Annotated in this window: 17 protein-coding genes; 5 read left to right on the forward strand and 12 right to left on the reverse strand. The window is 46.4% G+C overall.

The features are described 5' to 3' along the window. Nucleotides 1–112 precede the first annotated feature (112 nt). Complete coding sequence (locus JUB15_RS13750) at nucleotides 113–1,042, forward strand: phosphoribosylaminoimidazolesuccinocarboxamide synthase (protein ID WP_207513068.1); 930 nt, start codon at nucleotides 113–115, stop codon at nucleotides 1,040–1,042. A gap of 64 nt (nucleotides 1,043–1,106) precedes the next feature. On the opposite strand, the gene JUB15_RS13755 is transcribed toward JUB15_RS13750, so the two are convergent. After that, entirely contained in the window at nucleotides 1,107–1,322 is a 216-nt protein-coding gene (locus JUB15_RS13755) for a hypothetical protein (RefSeq protein WP_207513069.1), read from the reverse strand. Between the two features lie 84 nt (nucleotides 1,323–1,406). On the opposite strand from JUB15_RS13755, the gene JUB15_RS13760 reads away from it, so the two are divergent. Next, the gene (locus tag JUB15_RS13760) at nucleotides 1,407–2,519 is read left to right on the forward strand and encodes a lactonase family protein (protein WP_207513070.1); all 1,113 of its coding nucleotides are present in this window, start codon (nucleotides 1,407–1,409) and stop codon (nucleotides 2,517–2,519) included. A 348-nt stretch (nucleotides 2,520–2,867) separates the two neighbouring features. On the opposite strand, the gene trhO is transcribed toward JUB15_RS13760, so the two are convergent. From trhO to JUB15_RS13785, 5 genes are all read right to left on the reverse strand, one after another. After that, nucleotides 2,868–3,902: an oxygen-dependent tRNA uridine(34) hydroxylase TrhO gene (trhO, locus tag JUB15_RS13765; RefSeq protein ID WP_207513071.1), complete on the reverse strand. Its 1,035-nt coding sequence runs from the start codon at nucleotides 3,900–3,902 to the stop codon at nucleotides 2,868–2,870. 273 nt (nucleotides 3,903–4,175) lie between these two features. Next, nucleotides 4,176–6,641 (reverse strand): DUF5686 and carboxypeptidase regulatory-like domain-containing protein, encoded by a 2,466-nt coding sequence (locus tag JUB15_RS13770; protein ID WP_207513072.1) that lies wholly within the window; start codon nucleotides 6,639–6,641, stop codon nucleotides 4,176–4,178. A gap of 109 nt (nucleotides 6,642–6,750) precedes the next feature. Next, entirely contained in the window at nucleotides 6,751–7,227 is a 477-nt protein-coding gene (locus tag JUB15_RS13775) for an RDD family protein (RefSeq protein WP_207513073.1), read from the reverse strand. A 33-nt stretch (nucleotides 7,228–7,260) separates the two neighbouring features. After that, the gene (locus tag JUB15_RS13780; protein WP_207513074.1) at nucleotides 7,261–7,632 is read right to left on the reverse strand and encodes a hypothetical protein; all 372 of its coding nucleotides are present in this window, start codon (nucleotides 7,630–7,632) and stop codon (nucleotides 7,261–7,263) included. Nucleotides 7,633–7,786: 154 nt separating this feature from the next. Beyond that, nucleotides 7,787–10,237, reverse strand: coding sequence for a penicillin acylase family protein (locus JUB15_RS13785; protein WP_207513075.1), 2,451 nt, complete (start codon nucleotides 10,235–10,237; stop codon nucleotides 7,787–7,789). 729 nt (nucleotides 10,238–10,966) lie between these two features. On the opposite strand from JUB15_RS13785, the gene JUB15_RS13790 reads away from it, so the two are divergent. Continuing rightward, complete coding sequence (locus JUB15_RS13790) at nucleotides 10,967–11,446, forward strand: cupin domain-containing protein (RefSeq protein WP_207513076.1); 480 nt, start codon at nucleotides 10,967–10,969, stop codon at nucleotides 11,444–11,446. Between the two features lie 171 nt (nucleotides 11,447–11,617). On the opposite strand, the gene JUB15_RS13795 is transcribed toward JUB15_RS13790, so the two are convergent. Then, the gene (locus JUB15_RS13795; protein ID WP_207513077.1) at nucleotides 11,618–12,721 is read right to left on the reverse strand and encodes an aminotransferase class I/II-fold pyridoxal phosphate-dependent enzyme; all 1,104 of its coding nucleotides are present in this window, start codon (nucleotides 12,719–12,721) and stop codon (nucleotides 11,618–11,620) included. A gap of 189 nt (nucleotides 12,722–12,910) precedes the next feature. On the opposite strand from JUB15_RS13795, the gene JUB15_RS13800 reads away from it, so the two are divergent. Further along, the gene (locus JUB15_RS13800; RefSeq protein WP_207513078.1) at nucleotides 12,911–13,519 is read left to right on the forward strand and encodes a MiaE family protein; all 609 of its coding nucleotides are present in this window, start codon (nucleotides 12,911–12,913) and stop codon (nucleotides 13,517–13,519) included. Nucleotides 13,520–13,605: 86 nt separating this feature from the next. Here the strand turns inward: JUB15_RS13800 and JUB15_RS13805 are convergent, their stop codons facing one another. Beyond that, on the reverse strand, nucleotides 13,606–14,301 hold the full coding sequence (locus JUB15_RS13805) for a uracil-DNA glycosylase family protein (RefSeq protein ID WP_207513079.1): 696 nt from the start codon (nucleotides 14,299–14,301) through the stop codon (nucleotides 13,606–13,608). Nucleotides 14,302–14,352: 51 nt separating this feature from the next. Between JUB15_RS13805 and JUB15_RS13810 the strand changes: the two genes are divergently transcribed. Further along, nucleotides 14,353–15,705, forward strand: coding sequence for a Gfo/Idh/MocA family protein (locus tag JUB15_RS13810; RefSeq protein ID WP_207513080.1), 1,353 nt, complete (start codon nucleotides 14,353–14,355; stop codon nucleotides 15,703–15,705). A 152-nt stretch (nucleotides 15,706–15,857) separates the two neighbouring features. Here JUB15_RS13810 and JUB15_RS13815 read toward each other — a convergent pair whose 3' ends face one another. The 4 genes from JUB15_RS13815 to JUB15_RS13830 all read right to left on the reverse strand — a co-directional run bounded on the left by JUB15_RS13815 (nucleotide 15,858) and on the right by JUB15_RS13830 (nucleotide 19,384). Continuing rightward, nucleotides 15,858–16,862 (reverse strand): GSCFA domain-containing protein, encoded by a 1,005-nt coding sequence (locus JUB15_RS13815; protein ID WP_207513081.1) that lies wholly within the window; start codon nucleotides 16,860–16,862, stop codon nucleotides 15,858–15,860. 231 nt (nucleotides 16,863–17,093) lie between these two features. Beyond that, on the reverse strand, nucleotides 17,094–17,966 hold the full coding sequence (locus tag JUB15_RS13820; protein WP_242696336.1) for a hydroxymethylglutaryl-CoA lyase: 873 nt from the start codon (nucleotides 17,964–17,966) through the stop codon (nucleotides 17,094–17,096). Between the two features lie 100 nt (nucleotides 17,967–18,066). Next, on the reverse strand, nucleotides 18,067–18,840 hold the full coding sequence (gene rlmB / locus JUB15_RS13825) for a 23S rRNA (guanosine(2251)-2'-O)-methyltransferase RlmB (RefSeq protein WP_207513082.1): 774 nt from the start codon (nucleotides 18,838–18,840) through the stop codon (nucleotides 18,067–18,069). Beyond that, nucleotides 18,824–19,384 (reverse strand): NUDIX domain-containing protein, encoded by a 561-nt coding sequence (locus JUB15_RS13830; protein WP_207513083.1) that lies wholly within the window; start codon nucleotides 19,382–19,384, stop codon nucleotides 18,824–18,826. The genes rlmB and JUB15_RS13830 overlap by 17 nt, the downstream gene beginning before the upstream one ends. Nucleotides 19,385–19,428 lie beyond the last annotated feature (44 nt).

Below are 19,428 nucleotides of genomic sequence, written 5' to 3' on the forward strand. Positions count from 1 at the left end.
CGACTTGTAATTTTCAACAGAAAATTTTATTTAATCACATCTTGTTGATTTTGTTGATATTTCGGGAATTCTTTTTTTTCATGATTTTCCACATCGCTGGTATCTTCGGCCCATGAAATCATTACAATTTCCGCAGCAGACCAATTTTTACAGAGGCAAGGTTAGAGATGTATATACCATTGACGATCAGTGGCTCGTAATGATTGCCAGTGACCGGATCTCGGCTTTTGATGTGATATTGCCCCGCCCCATCCCTTATAAAGGACAAGTATTAAATCAGATTGCTGCATATATGCTGCAGGCGACCCGCGACATTTGTGCCAACTGGTTAGTATCGGTACCGGCACCCAATGTATCGATCGGAAAAAAATGCGTACCATTCAAAATTGAAATGGTGGTGCGAGGAAATTTAACCGGTCATGCCTGGCGCACCTACGCCAGCGGTAAACGCGAATTATGCGGCGTACCATTACCGGAAGGCATGAAAGAAAATGATTATTTCCCATCTCCCATTATAACGCCCAGCACCAAGGCAGAAGCCGGACATGATGAAGATATTTCGAAAGAACAAATAATTGCCACCGGCCTGGCTACCGCCGAAGAATGGGCTATACTTGAAGACTATACGCTGAAATTATTTGCCCGCGGTAAAGAAATTGCCGCGAAACGCGGATTGATATTAGTAGATACAAAATATGAATTTGGCAGGATCGGCGATACCATTTACCTGATGGATGAGATCCATACACCCGACAGCAGCCGCTATTTTTATGCCGATGGCTTTGAAGAAAGACAAAGATCAGGTGAACGGCAGCAGCAGCTGAGCAAGGAGTTTGTGCGCGAATGGCTCATTGCCAATAATTTTATGGGCAAGGAAGGGCAAACCGTTCCCGAAATGACCGAAGAATGGATCAATACCATTTCTAAAAGATATATTGAGCTTTATGAAAAGGTTATTGGGGAGAAGTTTGTTCCGCAAGACCTTTCGGAAGAAGAAACAGCCAGCCGTATAACGGGTGAACTTGCCCGGTTGAAAAGTTAATTGACTTATCTAACGTATATTAAAAATCCCTGGTCTGGAACCAGGGATTTTTTCGTTCTTAACATTATGGCTTGCGTTTCTTATCGGCTTTATCGTTCTTCTTATGTTTACTTTTAGCCGCCATCTGAGTTTGGAGGTCTTCGCTATACGGTGATGCAACACCGTGTTTATCGTTTGCTTTACCTAACGACGTAGAAGGTCCTCCCTTGGCCGCCATATCCCGCTCCTGATCCGGATCGTGTGATGCGAATCCCTTCTTATCTGTTTTTTCGTTTGGCATGGTTGTATGTTTTTGTTCTTATTAGTGCAAAAATTTTCATGCCATGGGTGGGGTGCGAATTGCCAGCCTCCGTAACTTCCGGGTATGAAAATGATATGGTATAATATTTTATTGCTTGCGCTTCCTATAATCAGCGATTGCCAAATGAACCAGTATTTATTGATCGGAACCTACACGCGCGGAAAAAGCGAAGGCTTATATGTTTATAAAATGAATACCGAAACCGGTGATATTAGTTTTGTGAGCAACGCCAAAGCTGCCAATCCATCATACCTCGATCTTTCGCCCGATGAAAAGTTCGTGTATGCCGTGAATGAAGATGCCAGTGACAAAGGCAGTGTGTCGGTTTTTGCGTTTGATAAAAGCAATGGCTCACTGAAATACATCGATAAACAAACCAGTGGCGGAGACCACCCTTGTTATGTGGCGGTAAATAAAACGGGCAAATGGGTGGCCGTGGCCAATTATACCGGCGGCAGTTTTTCTACCCTGCCCATTATGGCTAACGGAACGCTGGGCAGGCCCACCACTGTTCAACATACGGGCAGCAGCGTAAATAAAGAGCGGCAGGAAAAACCGCATGTACATTCCACCGTTTTCTCACCCGATGATAAATACCTTTTTGTGCCCGACCTGGGCATCGATAAGGTGATGATCTATTCCTTTAATGCCGGCAGCGGTAAACCTGAACCGGCTCCTGTACCTTTTGCGGCCGTTCCGCCGGGCAACGGACCACGTCATTTCACCTTTCATCCCAATGGTAAATTCGCTTACCTGATCGAGGAAATGGGCGGCGCTGTATCGGCTTATCAGTATAAAGACGGCAAGCTCACTCTGATTCAGCAGCTATCCACCTATCCGGCCGATTTTACCGGTAAGAAATGGTCGGCCGATATTCATGTTTCGCCCGATGGCAAATTTCTCTACGCCTCCAATCGCACGCCTTCCAATACCATCGCTATCTTTTCGATTGACAAAAGCGGAAAGCTGAAGTCCATAGGTTATGAATCTACCAAAGGCGATGTGCCACGCAATTTCACAATCGATCCTTCCGGAAACTTTTTACTGGTGGCTAACCAGGAATCCGACAACATCGTGATCTTCCGGCGCAACAAAAAGACCGGCCTGTTGACCGATACCGGCAAACGCATTGAAGTGGGAAACCCGGTTTGTTTGAAATGGGCAGGAGCCAATTAGCAATGTGATGATATGATGTGATGATGTGATAATGTGATGATGTGATAATGAAATACAGACAATGAGCAGTAGACAATTGGCAACGATAAAGGCAAAAGGCGCAAGGCTGAAGGCTCAGGGCAAAAGGCTCAAGGCTCAGGGCAAAAGGCTCAAGGCTGAAGGCTCAAGGCTGAAGGCTCAGGGCAAAAGGCTCAGGGCAAAAGGCTCAAGGCTGAAGGCTCAAGGCTGAAGGAAATGGCGGGTGGTTGGTTATTGGTTTTGAATGTCGCGAGATATTCACCATTCACCATTCACCATTGACCATTCACCATTGACCATTCACCATTGACCATTCACCATTCAATGCGCTCACTCTCCCAATTTAGGTCTGAGTCTGTGCCGCGATTTATTGAAAATGTTCCGGCCTTTGTCAATGCCTTTGCGAAGTTCTTTTCTTTGTTCTTCAGGTAAATGAATAAAATCCTGGCAGTCCTTGCTGCAGCAGCCTTCATATTGCTGGCGGCAGTTTTCGCATTGAATAAACAACAGGTGACATCCGTCATTGGCGCAATTCACATGTGTATCGGCCGGTTGGCCGCACTGGTGGCATTTGGCAATCACATCGGGCGTAATGCGCTCCCCCAGCCTGTTATCGAACACAAAGTTCTTCCCGATAAATTTGCTGTCGAGCCCTTTTTCCCTGATCTGCTGGGCATAATTGATGATGCCGCCTTCGAGGTGAAACACATTTTTAAACCCGTTATGCAGCATGTACGCACTCGCTTTCTCACAACGGATGCCGCCCGTGCAGTACATAATGATATTTTTGTCTTTCTGATCTTTCAGCATGTCAACCGCCATGGGTAACTGCTCGCGGAAGGTATCGCTTGGCACTTCCAGGGCTTTTACAAAATGACCAACTTCATATTCATAATGGTTGCGCATGTCAACAACGATGGTCTCGGGGTCGTTCAGCAGGGAATTCATCTGCTCGGCATTTACATACTTTCCCTTGTTGTTCATGTTGAAGGTTTCGTCGGTAATGCCATCGGCCACGATCTTGTCGCGCACCTTTATCTTCAGCACCCAGAACGATTTGCCGTCATCGTCTACCGCAATATTCAGGCGCAGACCGTTCAACGGTTCTATGGAATACAAATAGCTCTTAAAGGCTTCGAAATTGCTTTCCGGTACACTGATCTGGGCATTGATGCCTTCATGCGCCACATAAATGCGGCCAAACACTTTCAGGGCATCCAAATGTTTGTATAGCTCATTGCGGAATTGCTCAGGATCGGCGATGGGAAAATACTGGTAAAAAGAAATGGTAGTACGGGGTTCGGTTTCCTGGTACAAGCGTTCTTTCAACTCCTTCTGGGAGACGCGGTTATGTAAAATTGCCATAATTTAATTTTTGCGACCGCTTGCAGGGCAGTCAAAAATTTTTAAACGGTGCAAATATACAAAACGTTCTGTTTGCGGTAATAGTGAAGATTAAGCTTAAATTGTTTGTGTTTGGGGTTTATGGTTTGTCGTTTGTTGTTCATTCATTCGACATCTCCGGATACATTCTTCTTTCCTAAAATTCAGGCTGTTGAGAGAACAAGGTGATGTAAAAGCGCGGCAGCAACTACAAACCATAAACTATAAACATAAACGATTGAATAAACGGTAAACCTACAACTTCCCAAACCCTCTAATCCCCAACCTGACCCCGGTAGTTACGACATGTCCTTTCTCCACGCCCCACACCCAGTCGAACCTGGCTATTTTCAGCAGGTTCTCGAAGCCGGCAAATACCTCTACATACTCTTTGTCGCTATCGGCATACAGGGCATTGGCGCCCATTACCAGGTACCAGTTGATCTTGCGGAATAAGGGTATCTTATTGGTAAGGAGACCATTGAAATGATGTTCTATATGGCTTTGCGCATAAATGCGGTTCTTGTTGCTGTATTTGTAATACGGTAATAACTGGAATCCGTTCAGGTATTCAACGGAGGCCAGGATCTGGTTGCCGTTAAAATGCGTGTAATCGATCACCTGCACGCTGTCGCGCCGCATAAAGCCGCCCAGGGCCATTTTATAGCGGAAATTGCCACCCAGGTTCATATTCACACTTTGGCTCACTTCAAACCGCCATTTGGCGTAATCGATATCGCTGCCCAGCCATTTGTGTATGCCCTGCGAGTAATTGAACGTCAGCAGCGGATACCTGGAACCCACATTCACGATCCGTTCGGGAAACTCGATATATTTCGTTCCGGGCAACCAGCTGATGCCTACATTTCCGATAAATGCCTGGTGGCGGGCAAAGTTCTGCTGCATGATCTCGATGGGGAAATTCGGTGTGAACGTAACGCCTTTGCGATCGCCGAAGGAATAGCTTGACGTATTCTCCAACGGAATGCGGTCTTCGTATTTCAGACCACCGAAAACCGTGATGCCACTGCCTACATCTTTTGAAAAGTGAAAACGTGCAAACCAGGCTTCATAGAACTTGGCATAGTTACGCTCGAACAACCAGCTGCGGATCGTATTACTCAGCTGGCTGATGGGATTGGCATTATTGATCTGGTATACCCATTTTCCGCCGCTCAGTGAAAAGGAAGAAAAATATTTATTACCATGCGTATAGGTAAAACTGCTGGCTGCATTAAGATGATGATTACTGAACCCGTACCTGATGGCCGGCTCTATACTGAGGGCCCTTCTTGAGCCGGGAATGGTATCGAGCTTTTTGGTATAACGCCCCCCGAGATTAACTAACCAGCCTTCTACGGTATTGTAGGCTGCTGTTTGTAAAAGCGGGTTGAAGTACCAGGTTTCGCGCCTTTTTTCGCGGTAAAAACTCTGCCCGGTAGCTACCATCGCAAACAAGTGCGGTTTGTTCCTGCGCCGATCTATCGAATCCAGGTAATGCGGGTCTTTATGCGCTTTCTCCAGACTGTCCTTCCGGTGATAATCGGCTATTTCTTCGGCCTGTAAGGGTACAGGCCTGATAGAATCCCAGAAAGCTGCCGGCTTTTTATTGGAACCTTCATAGATCTTCAGGTATGTATTGTTAAAGAACCTGCGGTCGAAAGAAGGTGTTGTATTGAAGCTGGAATACACATTTACAAAGCTGCCGAACGCATCAAAACCCAGCAATTTTACAGCTGGGTACAACACCTGAGTTTTGATCACCCATACATCATTATTATATGGAACATACAATTGTTCGATATTCAGCGAGTCGATCAGTTCCATCTGGGAGGACTTGGTGAGCCGCAGCTGCAAACTGTGGATGCGCCAGTCGCCTTCGGTGATATTGATGTATCCGCTGAACAAAGGCTCGTAGCGCCGTTTGGGCGTTACCTTAATGCGATTGATCTCGCGGCCATCTTCTACAAAACTTCCTTCGTAATGATAGCGATAGAAATTCAGCGCACTGCTGGCGATGGGAGAAACAAATCCACGCGGATTCAGGTTACGGCCTACCGAAATATTGTTCTCATAAAAAGAAACGATCTGAGGGGTACTTAAACCAAAGTCATCACTGCGGCCGCTTACTTTGGTGGAAAGCACTTCAATCTTGCTCTTGCGTGGCTTTTCTACGGAATACCGTGCTATGGTTTCGGATAAAAAAAGCATTTTGCGCTGACTGGTATCGCCGTCTTCGAAATCAATTTTCTCACCCAGGAATTTTCTGGGATAGGCGCGCAGCTGCAGCTGTCCTTTTATATACACTTCGCATTGAAAGGCATTGAGCTGGTTGAGGTAATAGGGTCTTTTTTTAATGGCCTGGCGAATGATCTCATAAGCCGGATCTTCAGCGCCGGGCCGAACCACCACTTCCTTTAAACTTAATTGTTGAATGGAAAGCTGAAAATCGAGTGTGTGGTCTTCAGCTCCTATTGTTACGGTTTTTTCCTGGCGGGTATAGCCTACATACTGTGCAATGATGGTATACGTGCCTGGATCGAGCTGCAGAAAATAATCACCTTGTTTATTGGCTGTGGTGCCCAGTGTGGTGCCTTTTACCAGAATTGAAGCATAAACCAGTGCCTGTCCGTTTTCATCCGTGACCTTACCGCTGATGCGGCCAGCCTGCGCTGAAGTATAGCAAACAATAAAGAGGTTAATGAAGGTCAAAATTCTCATAATCGCGACGAACGCGAAAATAAGGCCAATTGTTGATTAGCGTTGAAGTAAAATGGTTAAAACGGCCATATAATAGATAAGCCGGTCAAATTACTATATGAAATAGTAATTACCCGCTTTTAGGTATAGAATCAATCACAACGGTCTTTGCTACGAGATCGCCGACGCGCTGTTTTTTTCTGGTAATTCCTGATACTATCATCCCGGTTATTCCGCATCCAGGAAAATGATCTACAAAATCGAACAGATGCTTAACGAGGCATCTTTTCCAATTGAGCCGGGAACCGTCTTCATGTAATGTTCTTAACCGCAACAATATCTTGCCAATAGTTTGACCGTTGTTAAAAATTTCTATCCCCGGCAAGAATACCAGCCAGCACAGCAACAGTACCAGGTTTCCATTTATTTTATGAAAAGTGTAACTTCTATACGAGCCGTCCGGATACAGTTGTCGTTCACCAAAAATAACGGCTATAATAGCAGATACTATAAGTACGAGAAAGAGATCGATAAAACAGGCAGCCCACCGCCTAAATATGGAAGCCAATTTGGGCTGTTGATCAGGGTCTGTTAAAATGTCCTGCATAGAGTAAGGGTAATTTTTCAGCCGCAAATATAACTAGTATTCGCTCCTGTATTTCCTTTCGTTCAGGTACCGCCGCAAAAAGCTTCCCGACAAAGCGGCCAATCCGCCAATGATGGCGCCTACCAATGCCGCTATCAATATCAATAATGCAGAAGAACCACCCAGCGGAAAAAGGGTGGCCATACGTGCAGACAAAATGCTGTCATTCTGGGCGTCGATCCACCAGATGAGTAAACCCCAGAGTAATAAAATGCTTACAAAACCTGCCAGCCAGGCCATCACCGGCTTTAGATCCATCATGACCGCCACTCCAAAAGCCACCAGCGCTATACTCCACCAAGGCAGGTAAAAACCGGCGGCGAAACTTGCAACGATAGTTAGTATTATAGAAACCGAGAACTTCATTTAATTGATTGATTGAATTATTAATTATGCGCCCCAACCTTTTAATGTGATAATTCGATAATTTGATAATTTGCTAATGTGCTAATTTGCTAATGTGCTATTCGTGTCGTCGCGGCTTTATTTTCATTAGCACATTAGCACATCAGCTAATTAGCTAATTGGTAAAGTTCATCGTAAAAAGTATCCGTTTATCCTTCACTTCCTTTTCATCCATCACCCACAACTTATAGTATTTTCCTACCGTCCAGTCATCGATAAAATTATCGTAGTACCTGCTGCCGGGGTTACCGCTTTGTCCGCCGGGGTAAATGCCCCAGGCTTCTGTTTTATCCGTTAATTCAACGATCATACGCCAGCTCGGACCATGAAACTGCCGGGTTGCATTGATGATGTTTGGTCCGCCACCGGTGATCAGGTGAAAACGGCTTAGTTGCGGCAGCCGCATCAAATGGCGAATACCTGCATCTTTGTATTTCCCCCAGTTCAGGGTGCCTTGTTTATCGGCCGTTGAAATAAGCGGTACTGATTTTTTAAAAGCCGCTGTTACTGCATCCTGCACAGTTTCAACCGGCGCTGTGCTCACATTGTCGGCAAATTTGAAATCGGCAATGGAAAGACATTTTAAAAGCGTTGCTTCGTCGGGCATAATAACCGGCCGGGTGGCAATATCCAGCTCATCCTCCCACACTTCTCTCTTCAGGTTGTCGAACCATAATTGAAAAATAGCGGGCGCTTTTTCGGTAGCATCGTTTCGTAAATTCCAGCCGCGTAAAATATCGAGGTATTTTTTCTGCTCCGCATCTAATTTAGTTTCATCCACATGGGCCATCAATACCGGCAAGGCATACTCTGCAAACACATTGTAGTTATCCGTCTGCATTTTCTTCATATCATCGATGGTGATATTGTTCATCTGCTGCAGGTAGCGGTTAATGATAATACCGCGGTAAATGGGAAAACTTCCACCCAGGTAATAAGGATAGGAAGTATCAGCTGCTGCCTGGTTGGCGCTGCTTACAAAACCACGGGCGGCAATGGTGTCGTGCGGATTCTCATCCTGTTTTATGGAGCCCTGCCACAAATAAGAGGTGTCGATCCCCGGCATTATAAAATCGCCCTGGCGCCGCCACTTGGCCGGAAATTTTCCCTGCTGCCAGATGGCTACCGCACCGCTCTTGGAAGCGAACACGAAGTTTTGTCCCGGGCAGTCAAAATAGCTAATGGCCGCTTTGTAATCGGCGTAATTGTTCATGCGATTCAGCAGGTAAAATGTCTTCAGCTCATTCGAAGGATCGTGCGCTTTCCATCGTACGGCATAACTGTTATGGGTAGAAGCACCTTCACCGCCCGAAAAAGAATTATCGTATTGTACGGGTCCGAAGACCGTATAAGCTACTGTATCATAAAAGGGTTGTTGCCCTTTTATCCTGAAGGTATCGACACGCAGGTCGGTTTGCCGCCAGCGGCCGTTGAATTCGTATTCCTGTTTGGTCTTGTCTTTGAAATGGACATTAAAATAATCTTTCACGTCACGACCCGCATTGGTAACTCCCCAGGAGCAGCTGTCGTTAAACCCGATGATCACCGCCGGTGAGCCCGGAAACGTAACGCCATACACGTTATGCTGCGGGGTATGCAATTGCATTTCAAACCAAAGTGATGGCAGGTTCAGTCCGAGATGCGGATCGTTGCACAAAATAGGCCGGCCGCTTTTTGTTTTCGTACCATTCACCACCCAGTTGTTACTGCCATTGTCTTTATCGGGTTTGTTTACCGGTGTTATATTGATGCTTGAAAAAGTATTCCATTTAAAATATAATGAATCGGCCGAGGCAGGTATTTGCGGACGAACAGCCGGCGCCGGAAAGGGTGTGCCTTTGGGCACTATAGGATCCAGGGAGTCCTGCATAACCGGATATAACAGCTCAAAATCTTCCCGGCTCAATACATTGCGAACATTGGTATATTCCAGATCATTTTCAGCACCGGTGAGGTCATAGCTCATGTATTTAAGAAAAAGCGCTGTTTTTAAATTGCTCCAGTGTTCGGGCACATAGTTCAGGAGCCTGTATTCGAGCGGCAGTTCATTGGCAGGCAGATGATCGATGTAGGCATTTACCCCTGCAGTATAGGCATCGAGCAGCTTTTTGGTATCGGCGTCCCTTTCCATACTGTCGAGCGAACGCCTTGCTCCGTAACACATACCCAGGCGGCGCATATTGCGATCATTATCCAGGTAAGCGTCCTTAGGACCGGCACCCAGTACTTCAGTCAAACGGCCGGCAGCTGCATGGGTTTGAAACTCCATTTGCCAGAGCCGGTATTTGGCATGAATGTATCCCTGTACGAAATACAGATCGTCGTCATTTTGCGCAAACACATGCGGCACCATTCTGTCGTCGAAGTACACCTGCACTTTGTCTTTTAACTGCGGAAAATGAAGATCCAGGTTGGGATGGGCATTAACGGGCTCTGCATTCTGCCAGAAGCCGGTTTGCGGACTGAGAAAACTACCCAGCGGCGGAATGCTGTCTATAGGTATACTTAGTGTAATGATCAAACCTATAGTGATAACTACGGTAACAATAAATGGAATAATGCGCATAAAGCTAATTCACATCATGGGGTTAGAAGGTTTTTTAAAAGTAGTGCATTTTTTTGAAATCACTCGACGGTTAAATGCTTACCGCACCGGATGGCCTTCGGTTGGGGCCCGATGGTTGCAAACCCGTTTTGCCAAAACGGTTTTCGGATAAATAAATGAATGCCCCCGCCGAACAACGGTGTTGGCGGGGCAGAGAATTACCACAAAGTTGTATTGTGTAAAACATTACTTATGCTGAATTTTGTATTGAGATCAAGCAATTGAGGCGTTAAAATTGAAGCAGATGGAAGCGCAGGATTATCAATGGAAAAAAAGAGTGCTGGCCTTATTATTTGCCGCACTGTTGTTAATGGCCGTATTTGTATAGCAATTATACATAAAAGTTGTTCGCAGTTCAGTAGTCATCAGCAATCGTTTAGTTCATCAACCTTAGAGGTTACAGTCCGTGGTACCAGCCCCGCCCAAAGCGGGGCTTTTTTTGTTGAAAAATCAGGTTTTGAAAGAGTAGTTTTATTTATCAAGCAAAGAATAGCTGGTGCGCTCCGCCCGTCAGGCTGAGCCAACGATGGTCATTCATTTCCGCCGTATACCCAACCAAACTCTGTCTTAAGGAATTATCCGGCAGGTACAGCTCAATACCGCCGGTCATAACAGAATACGTAATTCTTGAAATTTTAGTAACTTACTTATCAGTTCTTTTAGTTATTCGTCACCTAAATATTGTTTGCTATGAAAAAGACAGCCTTTTATGCCATGGCAATGCTGTTGGTTCCATGGCTGTCCTGTACCGATAACCCGGTGCAGAACCTTGCAAATCCTCCTTCAGGTACGAAAGCCAGGATGATACTCCCGCCTGTGCATGATACTGTTCTGCAAAGTGGCAGAAGGAATATTTACCTTGCCGGGCACCGCAACCAACCCGGATTCTTTATTGAACGTTATATTTTCCCGCCCGGTTATAAAGGCATGCCGCATGTGCACAATTCCGACCTGCATGTTACTATACTCAGCGGTTCTGCGCATATTGTAATGGATAAGGTTTTTGATACCACCGTGAATGCCATGGCTTATGGCCCCGGAAGTTATGTGATCATCAAAGCAGATCAACCCCATTATGAATGGTTCACTGAAGAATGTACGATGCAGGTGGCAGGCATAGGGCCTAATGAGACCTATTATATTCCGGAAGCTGAAACCAAGAAGCAATAAGTTGCAGGTTGCAGGTTCCAGGTCACACGGGCTGTTACCAGTTCCTGGTTTCCGGTTACCAGCTTCCAATTACCGGATCATTGTTAAAATCCCAGATCGCAGCATTCAAAAAAACGATCCTTTGCAACCTGTAACATGCAACTTGTAACATATTCTTTTGACTACCGACATTCAGGATTTCAGAATACGAACCAATAGAAGCATCTCCTCAAACGTATTGAAGGCATGCAGTACTATGCGTAACCGTTCTTTTCCCGCCGGAACCGTAGGATATAAAATGGGGCGCACATCCAGCCCTGCCGCCTGCAGTGCAGCGGCTACTGCCTTAACCTGATCGTTACCAGGGATGATCACTATTTGTATGGGTGTGTCGGAAACCAGTTTTTCCCAGGGCATCGCTGCCTGCTGAAACGTGGCGATCAGTTGTCGCAGGTGCGCTCTTTCCGCATGCATTTCGGGAAATAACGTATAGGCACAACGGATGGCAGCCACACTGGCTTCGGGCAAAGCCGTACTATAAATAAATGAGCGGGAAAAATTCACCAGGTAATTCCGCAGTTGTTCACTGCCCAGAATAATAGCGCCATGGCAGCCTACTGCCTTGCCAAATGTATGAATGCGGGCAAAACAGGCTGCCGACAGACCCAGTTGTTGTACCAGTCCCTCCCCTTTTGCACCCACCACACCGGTGGCATGCGCTTCATCTACGATCAGGTGCGCGCCATATTGTTTACACAGGGCGCTGATAGCTGTCAGCGGCGCCATATCGCCATCCATGGAGAATACCGACTCGGTGACCACGAAAATGGTACCGGTAGCGGCCCGCAGTCTTTTTTCCAGGTCGGCCAGGTCATTATGCCGGAAGGAAAAGGATTGGGCGAAGCTCAACCGAATGCCATCGCGCAGCGAAGCATGGCTGAGAAAATCGTAGATGATGGTGTCGCCGCGCTGGGGCACACAACTCAATAGTCCCAGGTTGGCATCATATCCAGAATTAAAGATCAGTCCGGCCGCGGCGTCATGAAAGGCCGCCAGTTTTTTTTCTGTTTCTTCTACCAGTGCATAATTACCGGCCAGCAGCCGGGAGCCTGTGGAGCCATGCCGGTAGGCGGTACCGTCTTGTTCCTTCAGTTTTTTTTCGATCAGCTGCTTTTGCACAATACCGAGGTAATCGTTCGAGCAGAAATCTGTTTTGCCATCGGGCAACCTAAGCCGGCGGAAAGCATTCTGCTGCTGCCGCTCGTTGAGTTTTTTGAGGAGGAAGTCGTCGTTCATAATTAAAACTAGTGGCTAGTAGTAAATGGCTGGTAGGACTTTTATTCGAAGCTCACAATTAATCGCCTTGTTGATTTTATTCCAAAATTATCCTTTTCCGCCTGCCTTTCCCCCTACTCGCCACTCGCTATTTACTACCCGTCAGCCGAAGCAAATATATCGTACTTACATGTTAACTTTGTGCACTTTATGAGCACTACCAACGAAACAAAGAATATATTGGGGTTGCACCTGCCTACTGATCCCCGGTGGGTGAACCTGGCCGAAATGTCACTGGAACATATTCTCACCGATCATGCCTATTGTGAGCAAAAAGCGGCTACCAGCTGTATTTCGCTGATCCAGCGCTACAGCGATAAAGAAAAACTGGTGAACGAACTGGCGCCCATTGTTACGGAAGAATGGGGTCATTTCAGACTGGTGCTGGCTGAACTGCAAAAGCGCAACCTGAAACTGGGGAAACAGCGGAAAGATGAATATGTAAACCAGTTATTACAGTTTGAAATAAAAGGCGCCACCGAAGAACAACGCCTGCTGGATAAACTATTGATCTGCGCGCTGATCGAAGCCCGCAGCTGCGAACGCTTCAAACGCCTCAGCGAAGGGCTCGATGATGAGTACCTGCGTAATTTTTACCGCCGTTTTATGGAAAGCGAAGCGGGCCATTATCACCTGTTCATTGAACTGGCAGAAACCTATGTTGAAAAGACCAAAGTGCGCAAACGCTGGCAGGAATGGCTCGCGTATGAAGCGGAGTTAATGCAAAAACTGGAAGTGCGGGGTGATCGAATGCATTAATTAATGTGATAATTAGATAATGTGATAATTTGATAATGAAATACAGCCGCGACGCGGCATTATCACATTATCAAATCTGCTAATTATCACATTGCATTTAACTTCTCGATATACAACTTAACAAAGTCATCTATCTTTTTCCTCCGATACTGCATTACCCACCGTGGATGCGGCAACGGAATGATCTCTTTAAAGAACTGATGTTTTGCATTCAGCTTCTGAAAGATCTTGTAATTGGTGCCCTCGCCCAGGCAATAACATACCTCCCGCGTGGTAGCAATAGTTTCTAACTGCTCATTGATGCACTGTATAATATACGGTTCACTGTCTTTCAGCAACTCTTTATCATCATAATAATTCAGGTTAACGCCATTCTTCGTAAAACCCAGCGGCGACAAAGCCGTAATTAAGAAATCGCCATAAAACGCCTGCGGGCCGCCATAAGCGTCAATCACGGCATAAATAAAATGCGATGACAGCTCCGCTTTTTTCGGCAGGTCATTTTCGATACCCAGTACCTCTTTCAGTTTTATAGGATCGGTAAAAGGAACACCTGTTATGCCACCGCCAAAGCGCCCCGGATTGATGCCGAAAATGAATGTGCGCGGCTGTTGATCATTGTAATATTTATGATAAAACGACTCTGCCAATTGCCAGGCGGCCGCATCGGTAAATGGGTTCATGATCTCCACGCCAGCAGGTAATTTAAGCTTCGGCGCCAGATTTTTGTAAAATTTCAGGATAGCATACGATTGCGTAAGTTTTTCAGCGGCGGTCTTCATGTTCGCTTATTTGGTATTTTGGCATTTCCAAACTATATGTAAAAATAAGCTATGAACCGTAGATCATTCGTCAAAAATACCGGTCTGGCTGCAGCCGGTTTCGCCATATTACCAACAGCTCAATCATTTGCTGCGCCTGAGCCTGCCGTTAAACTGGGCTTTATTGGCGTAGGCCTGCGCGGACAAAGGCACCTCGACAATGCCCTTCGGCGTAAAGATGTACAGGTAGTAGCCATTTGTGATATCGATGAACGGATGCTCGAAATGTCGGGCCAACTGTTTAAAAAAGCAGGCAAGCCAATGGCCAAGGTTTTCAAAGGCGATCCCAATGCCTGGAAAAAGCTGCTGGAATTAAAAGAACTCGACGCGGTCATCATCTCTACTCCCTGGGAATGGCATGCGCCGATGATCATTGGCAGCCTGGAAGCAGGTATAAAATATGTAGGCACCGAAGTGATGCTGGGCATTACACTGCAGGATCACTGGGACGTGGTAAAAGCAGCCGAACACCACAATGCCCAGGTTATGATGCTGGAGAACGTTTGTTACCGCCGCGATGTAATGGCCGTATTGAATATGGTGCGGCAGGGATTGTTCGGCGAGATCATTCACCTGCAGGGTGGTTACCAGCACGATCTGCGGAATGTGAAATTCAATGACGGACAAAAGCCTTATGGCGGCGGTGTTGAGTTTGGTGAAAAAGCGTTTTCTGAAGGCCGCTGGAGAACGGAACACTCTATACACCGTAACGGCGACTTATACCCCACCCACGGTATTGGCCCGGTAGCAGAAATGATCAATATAAACCGCGGCAACCGCTTTGTGTCGCTGTCTTCTTTTGCTACCAAAGCTCGCGGACTGCATGAATATATTGTGAAAAACGGCGGTGAACAACACCCGAATGCAAAAGTGGCATTCAAACTGGGTGATGTGGTAACAACCATGATCCGTTGCGCCAATGGCGAAACCATCCTCCTGCAACACGATACCAACCTGCCCCGCCCTTATTCACTGGGCTTCCGCGTACAGGGCACAAAAGGCATCTGGATGGATGTGAACCATTCACTGTACATCGAAGGCGTGAGCAAAACCAATGATAAGTGGGAAGATGCCAAAGCCTACCTCGATCAATACGATCATCCCTTATGGAAACGCTGGGGCGCTTCTTCGGAAGGCGCCGGCCACGGGGGCATGGACTTCTTTGTATTGCACGCTTTTGTTGAATCAATAAAACGGAAGACTGTAACACCAATGGATGTGTATGATGCCGCTGCCTGGAGCGCTATCACACCGCTGAGCGAGCGAAGCATTGAGCTGGGTAATGAAACCGTTGAGTTTCCCGACTTTACCAGCGGGCAATGGATGTTCAGGAAGAACAATTTTGCATTGAATGACGAATACTAATAGATCGTTGCTTCAGTTTGTAGTTTGTGGTTTGTAGTTTGTGGTTGCTGCCGCGCTTTGAGGTTCGAAATTAAATTGGAAGTTCTGTATGAAGGAATAACAAACCATAAACCACAAACCATAAACGTTTACAAGTATTCCCGTTACACTGTTCATTGCAGGAAGTATCTGATATCTTCATCCAAATTAAGGAACGGGTATTTTCTTTGCAGCTCCTGCGCCTTTTCGAGATGTGCTTTTAAAAATCTCTTATGCGCTTCGGTGGAAGGCTGAAAAGGTTTGTGTTTGCGGGCGATCACGATCTTCTTTATTTCTTCTGCCAGCTGCTGCGCTTTTTCATCAACAAAATGGCGCATGAATTTATCGAGCACAAATTGGGTGGCCTGGTAATTGGGATGCACCATATCGATATCATAAAAACGGTAATCGCGCAATACATCTATTACCAGTTCATAAGCCGGGAAATAATACAGCCTGTCAAATTTATTAACGAGGTGATGCACCACTTCGATCAAACGCGCTTTACTGCGGTTATTATCAATCACCCCATCGCGTATATGCCGTACAGGACTAACAGTGAAGATCACCTTTAGACCGGGATTGAACTGGAACAACTGGTGTAAACAGTTGTCGAGCATGGTGGTTGTTTCTTCAATGGTAAGCAGGTGTTTATTAAACCATCCTGCCGGTGTTCGGTGGTTATTGGCTACAGCTCCCCGTACAGCGCCCCGCCGGAATGAAGCTGGCACCTGCTCAGTGAGCCGGTATGAAAAAGAAGTGCCTAATGTAATGATCAGCCAGTTGGCCGTTTTTAAATAGGCATGCGCCTCCTGCTGCGAAGCGTTGATCCCCCGCAGGCATTCCTGCAGATCGGTTTTGGAAAAACGGCTATGGTGCTGCCAGCTTTGCCAAACCTCATTATAATAAAATAGTTCCTCGGTTTGATACTGCTTATTCTGAATATAAGAAACCAGGCTGCTCGCCACACTGGCGGGGTCGAACAAGATCCCGTTGGGATTTTGCAATACGCCGAATTTAAGCTCGTCGAGCTTTTCGCCAATATGCTCCGTAAAACACGAGCCCATTAACATGATATTGTCCTGGTAATTAATGGGCGTCGACAAGGTTGGAATTTGAATCGGTATCTGGAGGTCCATAATCACGTTTATCTGGTTAATACATTAAGGAATAAGGTGCCATTTTTCAAAGGAAGCTGATCAACCGGTGACTATTGCATTGTAACAGGTGATGGTTATAGTGAAGGGCGATTGCTGCTGCAAATTAAAGCAAGAGAGGATGAAAATACAAATCGTAACATAGCGGCGGGCCGTGCCACGATCTATTTACGCGTTCAGGGAAACCGGGAAACGGCGCCCTAAAGGTGAATTTCATAAGGTAAATATTTCGTTAGCTAAGGTAACACTTTTAGCCAGCGCTGTTTTATTTAGCCGAGGCAAATTCTCATATTGTTCTAAATATGATATGAGCCATTCCGTATCAATATTGCCAACCAGCGCATCATTGGCCATGGGACAGCCTCCTATGCCTTTGAGGGCGCCGTCGAACCGCCGGCAGCCGGCCTGCCAGGCCGCTTCTATTTTAGCAGCGCGGTTGTGCGGCGTACTATGCAGGTGAACGCCTATTTCATGACCTGGTAATTTGTTGATCACATAGCTGGTAATGGTATACACCTGTTCCGGTGTTGCCAGGCCCACCGTATCGGCCAGGGAAATAATGGATACACCCAGGCCAGCGATGCGGTTTACCCAGTCGAAAACGATCTCCGCCGACCAGGGATCCCCATAGGGATTCCCAAATCCCATGGAGATATAAATGACCAGCTGCTTCCTGCTTTGTTCACAAATGCGTTGGATGTCAGTAACCCGTTGCAGCGATTGTTCAATAGTGCTATTGGTATTTCGCAGCTGAAAGGTCTCTGATACAGAGAATGGAAATCCGAGGTAATCAATCTCGTCAAACGCAGCAGCTTCTTCGGCCCCACGCACATTGGCAATGATGGCTAATAATTTTGTTTCGGTTTTAACGGGTGAACTTTTCAGTCCTTTCAAAACAGCTGCGGTATCGGTCAGCTGCGGTATGGCTTTGGCCGAAACAAAACTGCCAAAATCAAGTGTATGAAAGCCTGCCTGCAACAGGGCGCTCAGATACTCTATTTTTTTTTCGGTAGGAATAAATACCGGCCAGCCCTGCATGGCATCCCTTGGACACTCGATGAGATGTATTGGAGGATTCGTACTCAATTTATGATTTGTTATTATAGGTAGAAGTTACAGGTTACACGTTTCAAGTTGCAGGTTTTTCCCTGCAGCGCTGTAACCTGCCACTTGTAACGCTCGTTTATTAACGATTGCCCATTCTGCTTTTCATAGCCTCATATAAAACAATCCCGGTAGCTACAGAAACGTTGAACGATTCAAAATTCCCGGCCATGGGGATCCTGATCTTTTCATCGCATATTTTCATCAGGGCCGGAAATACGCCGTTCTCTTCATTGCCCATTACAATGCAACAGGGTGCTGAATAATCTACTTCATATAAGAATTTTTCGGCGGTCATTTCCGTTGCGTATACTTTTATTCCATTCAAATGCAGCGTATCAACCGCCTTCATCAGGCTGTTCACCCGGCAGATATTGATCTTTTCCAAAGCGCCCGCCGATGATTTCATGGCTTCTTCATTCAATGCCCCTACTCCTTTATCGGGAATAATGATGGCCTGCGCGCCGCAACACACCGCACTGCGGGCAATAGCACCAATATTACGTACATCGGTAATACCGTCCAAGATGAGGAACAGCGGCGTTTCTCCATTACCCAGCACATGATCTATCACCTGTTGCAGGTCCATATACTGAACCAGGCCCGCAATGGCTATGCAGCCCTGGTGATTGGCCCTGGTAAATGATTGCAGCTTTTCGGGCGGCACCTGTTGAATAGGAATATTGTGTTCGCGGGCCAGCTGGCGAATGGTGCCGATCGCATCGCCGCTTACATTTCGCTGAAAGAAAATCTTATCGATGGGCCGGCCCGATTGAATGGCTTCAATAATGGGCTGGCGGCCTATGATCAGCTGCGACTTATTAACACCAGGTTTTTTTCTATGAAATCCGTCCATCTGCCAGCATCAGTTTTACTTTTAAAATAGCGGCAACCGACATGGAGTCGGTGATCTCGCCCCGTTCCACCATTTGATAGGCTTCTTCAAAAGGGATCTTCTTCACCTGCAATTGTTCGGTTTCTTCCGGACTGGCCACCTGCTGGCTCAGTTTGCGCGCCAGGTATATGACCGCATATTCATCAGAAACAGAATTGCTCAAATGCATGCCAACAATTTCTGTCCATTCTTCAGCAACGAGGCCGGTTTCTTCCAATAATTCCCGTTTGGCCGATTCTACAGGGTCAACGCCAAAAGCGCCGCCACCTTCCGGAATTTCCCAGCTATACCGGTCAATAGTAAAGCGATACTGGCCAACCAGGTAGGTATTCAGCTCTTCATCGAGCGGCAGGGCGCCGGTAGCTATGCTTTTGAAGTGCACCTTGCCATAGATACCTTTTCCACCCGAGGGATTGATAACATCATATTCTGTCAGTTTGATCCACGGATTCTCGTACACTTTCTTTTCCTGTAAGACCTTCCAGGGATTATGTAATTCATTCATAGGCCGAAAATATAACTTATGCTACAAAAAAAAGCAATGCCATC

It is taken from the genome of Longitalea luteola (assembly GCF_017356035.1).
In the GTDB taxonomy this organism is placed as follows: domain Bacteria; phylum Bacteroidota; class Bacteroidia; order Chitinophagales; family Chitinophagaceae; genus Niastella; species Niastella luteola.

Excerpts from the sequence above, each read along its gene's own strand:
- JUB15_RS13755 (WP_207513069.1), bottom strand. The coding sequence starts at position 1,322 with ATGCCAAACGAAAAAACAGATAAGAAGGGATTCGCATCACACGATCCG.
- JUB15_RS13810 (WP_207513080.1), top strand. The coding sequence starts at position 14,353 with ATGAACCGTAGATCATTCGTCAAAAATACCGGTCTGGCTGCAGCCGGT.
- JUB15_RS13760 (WP_207513070.1), top strand. The coding sequence starts at position 1,407 with ATGAAAATGATATGGTATAATATTTTATTGCTTGCGCTTCCTATAATC.
- trhO (WP_207513071.1), bottom strand. The coding sequence starts at position 3,902 with ATGGCAATTTTACATAACCGCGTCTCCCAGAAGGAGTTGAAAGAACGC.
- JUB15_RS13800 (WP_207513078.1), top strand. The coding sequence starts at position 12,911 with ATGAGCACTACCAACGAAACAAAGAATATATTGGGGTTGCACCTGCCT.
- JUB15_RS13790 (WP_207513076.1), top strand. The coding sequence starts at position 10,967 with ATGAAAAAGACAGCCTTTTATGCCATGGCAATGCTGTTGGTTCCATGG.
- JUB15_RS13785 (WP_207513075.1), bottom strand. The coding sequence starts at position 10,237 with ATGCGCATTATTCCATTTATTGTTACCGTAGTTATCACTATAGGTTTG.
- JUB15_RS13770 (WP_207513072.1), bottom strand. The coding sequence starts at position 6,641 with ATGAGAATTTTGACCTTCATTAACCTCTTTATTGTTTGCTATACTTCA.
- JUB15_RS13815 (WP_207513081.1), bottom strand. The coding sequence starts at position 16,862 with ATGGACCTCCAGATACCGATTCAAATTCCAACCTTGTCGACGCCCATT.
- rlmB (WP_207513082.1), bottom strand. The coding sequence starts at position 18,840 with ATGGACGGATTTCATAGAAAAAAACCTGGTGTTAATAAGTCGCAGCTG.
- JUB15_RS13795 (WP_207513077.1), bottom strand. The coding sequence starts at position 12,721 with ATGAACGACGACTTCCTCCTCAAAAAACTCAACGAGCGGCAGCAGCAG.
- JUB15_RS13750 (WP_207513068.1), top strand. The coding sequence starts at position 113 with ATGAAATCATTACAATTTCCGCAGCAGACCAATTTTTACAGAGGCAAG.
- JUB15_RS13780 (WP_207513074.1), bottom strand. The coding sequence starts at position 7,632 with ATGAAGTTCTCGGTTTCTATAATACTAACTATCGTTGCAAGTTTCGCC.
- JUB15_RS13805 (WP_207513079.1), bottom strand. The coding sequence starts at position 14,301 with ATGAAGACCGCCGCTGAAAAACTTACGCAATCGTATGCTATCCTGAAA.
- JUB15_RS13830 (WP_207513083.1), bottom strand. The coding sequence starts at position 19,384 with ATGAATGAATTACATAATCCCTGGAAGGTCTTACAGGAAAAGAAAGTG.
- JUB15_RS13775 (WP_207513073.1), bottom strand. The coding sequence starts at position 7,227 with ATGCAGGACATTTTAACAGACCCTGATCAACAGCCCAAATTGGCTTCC.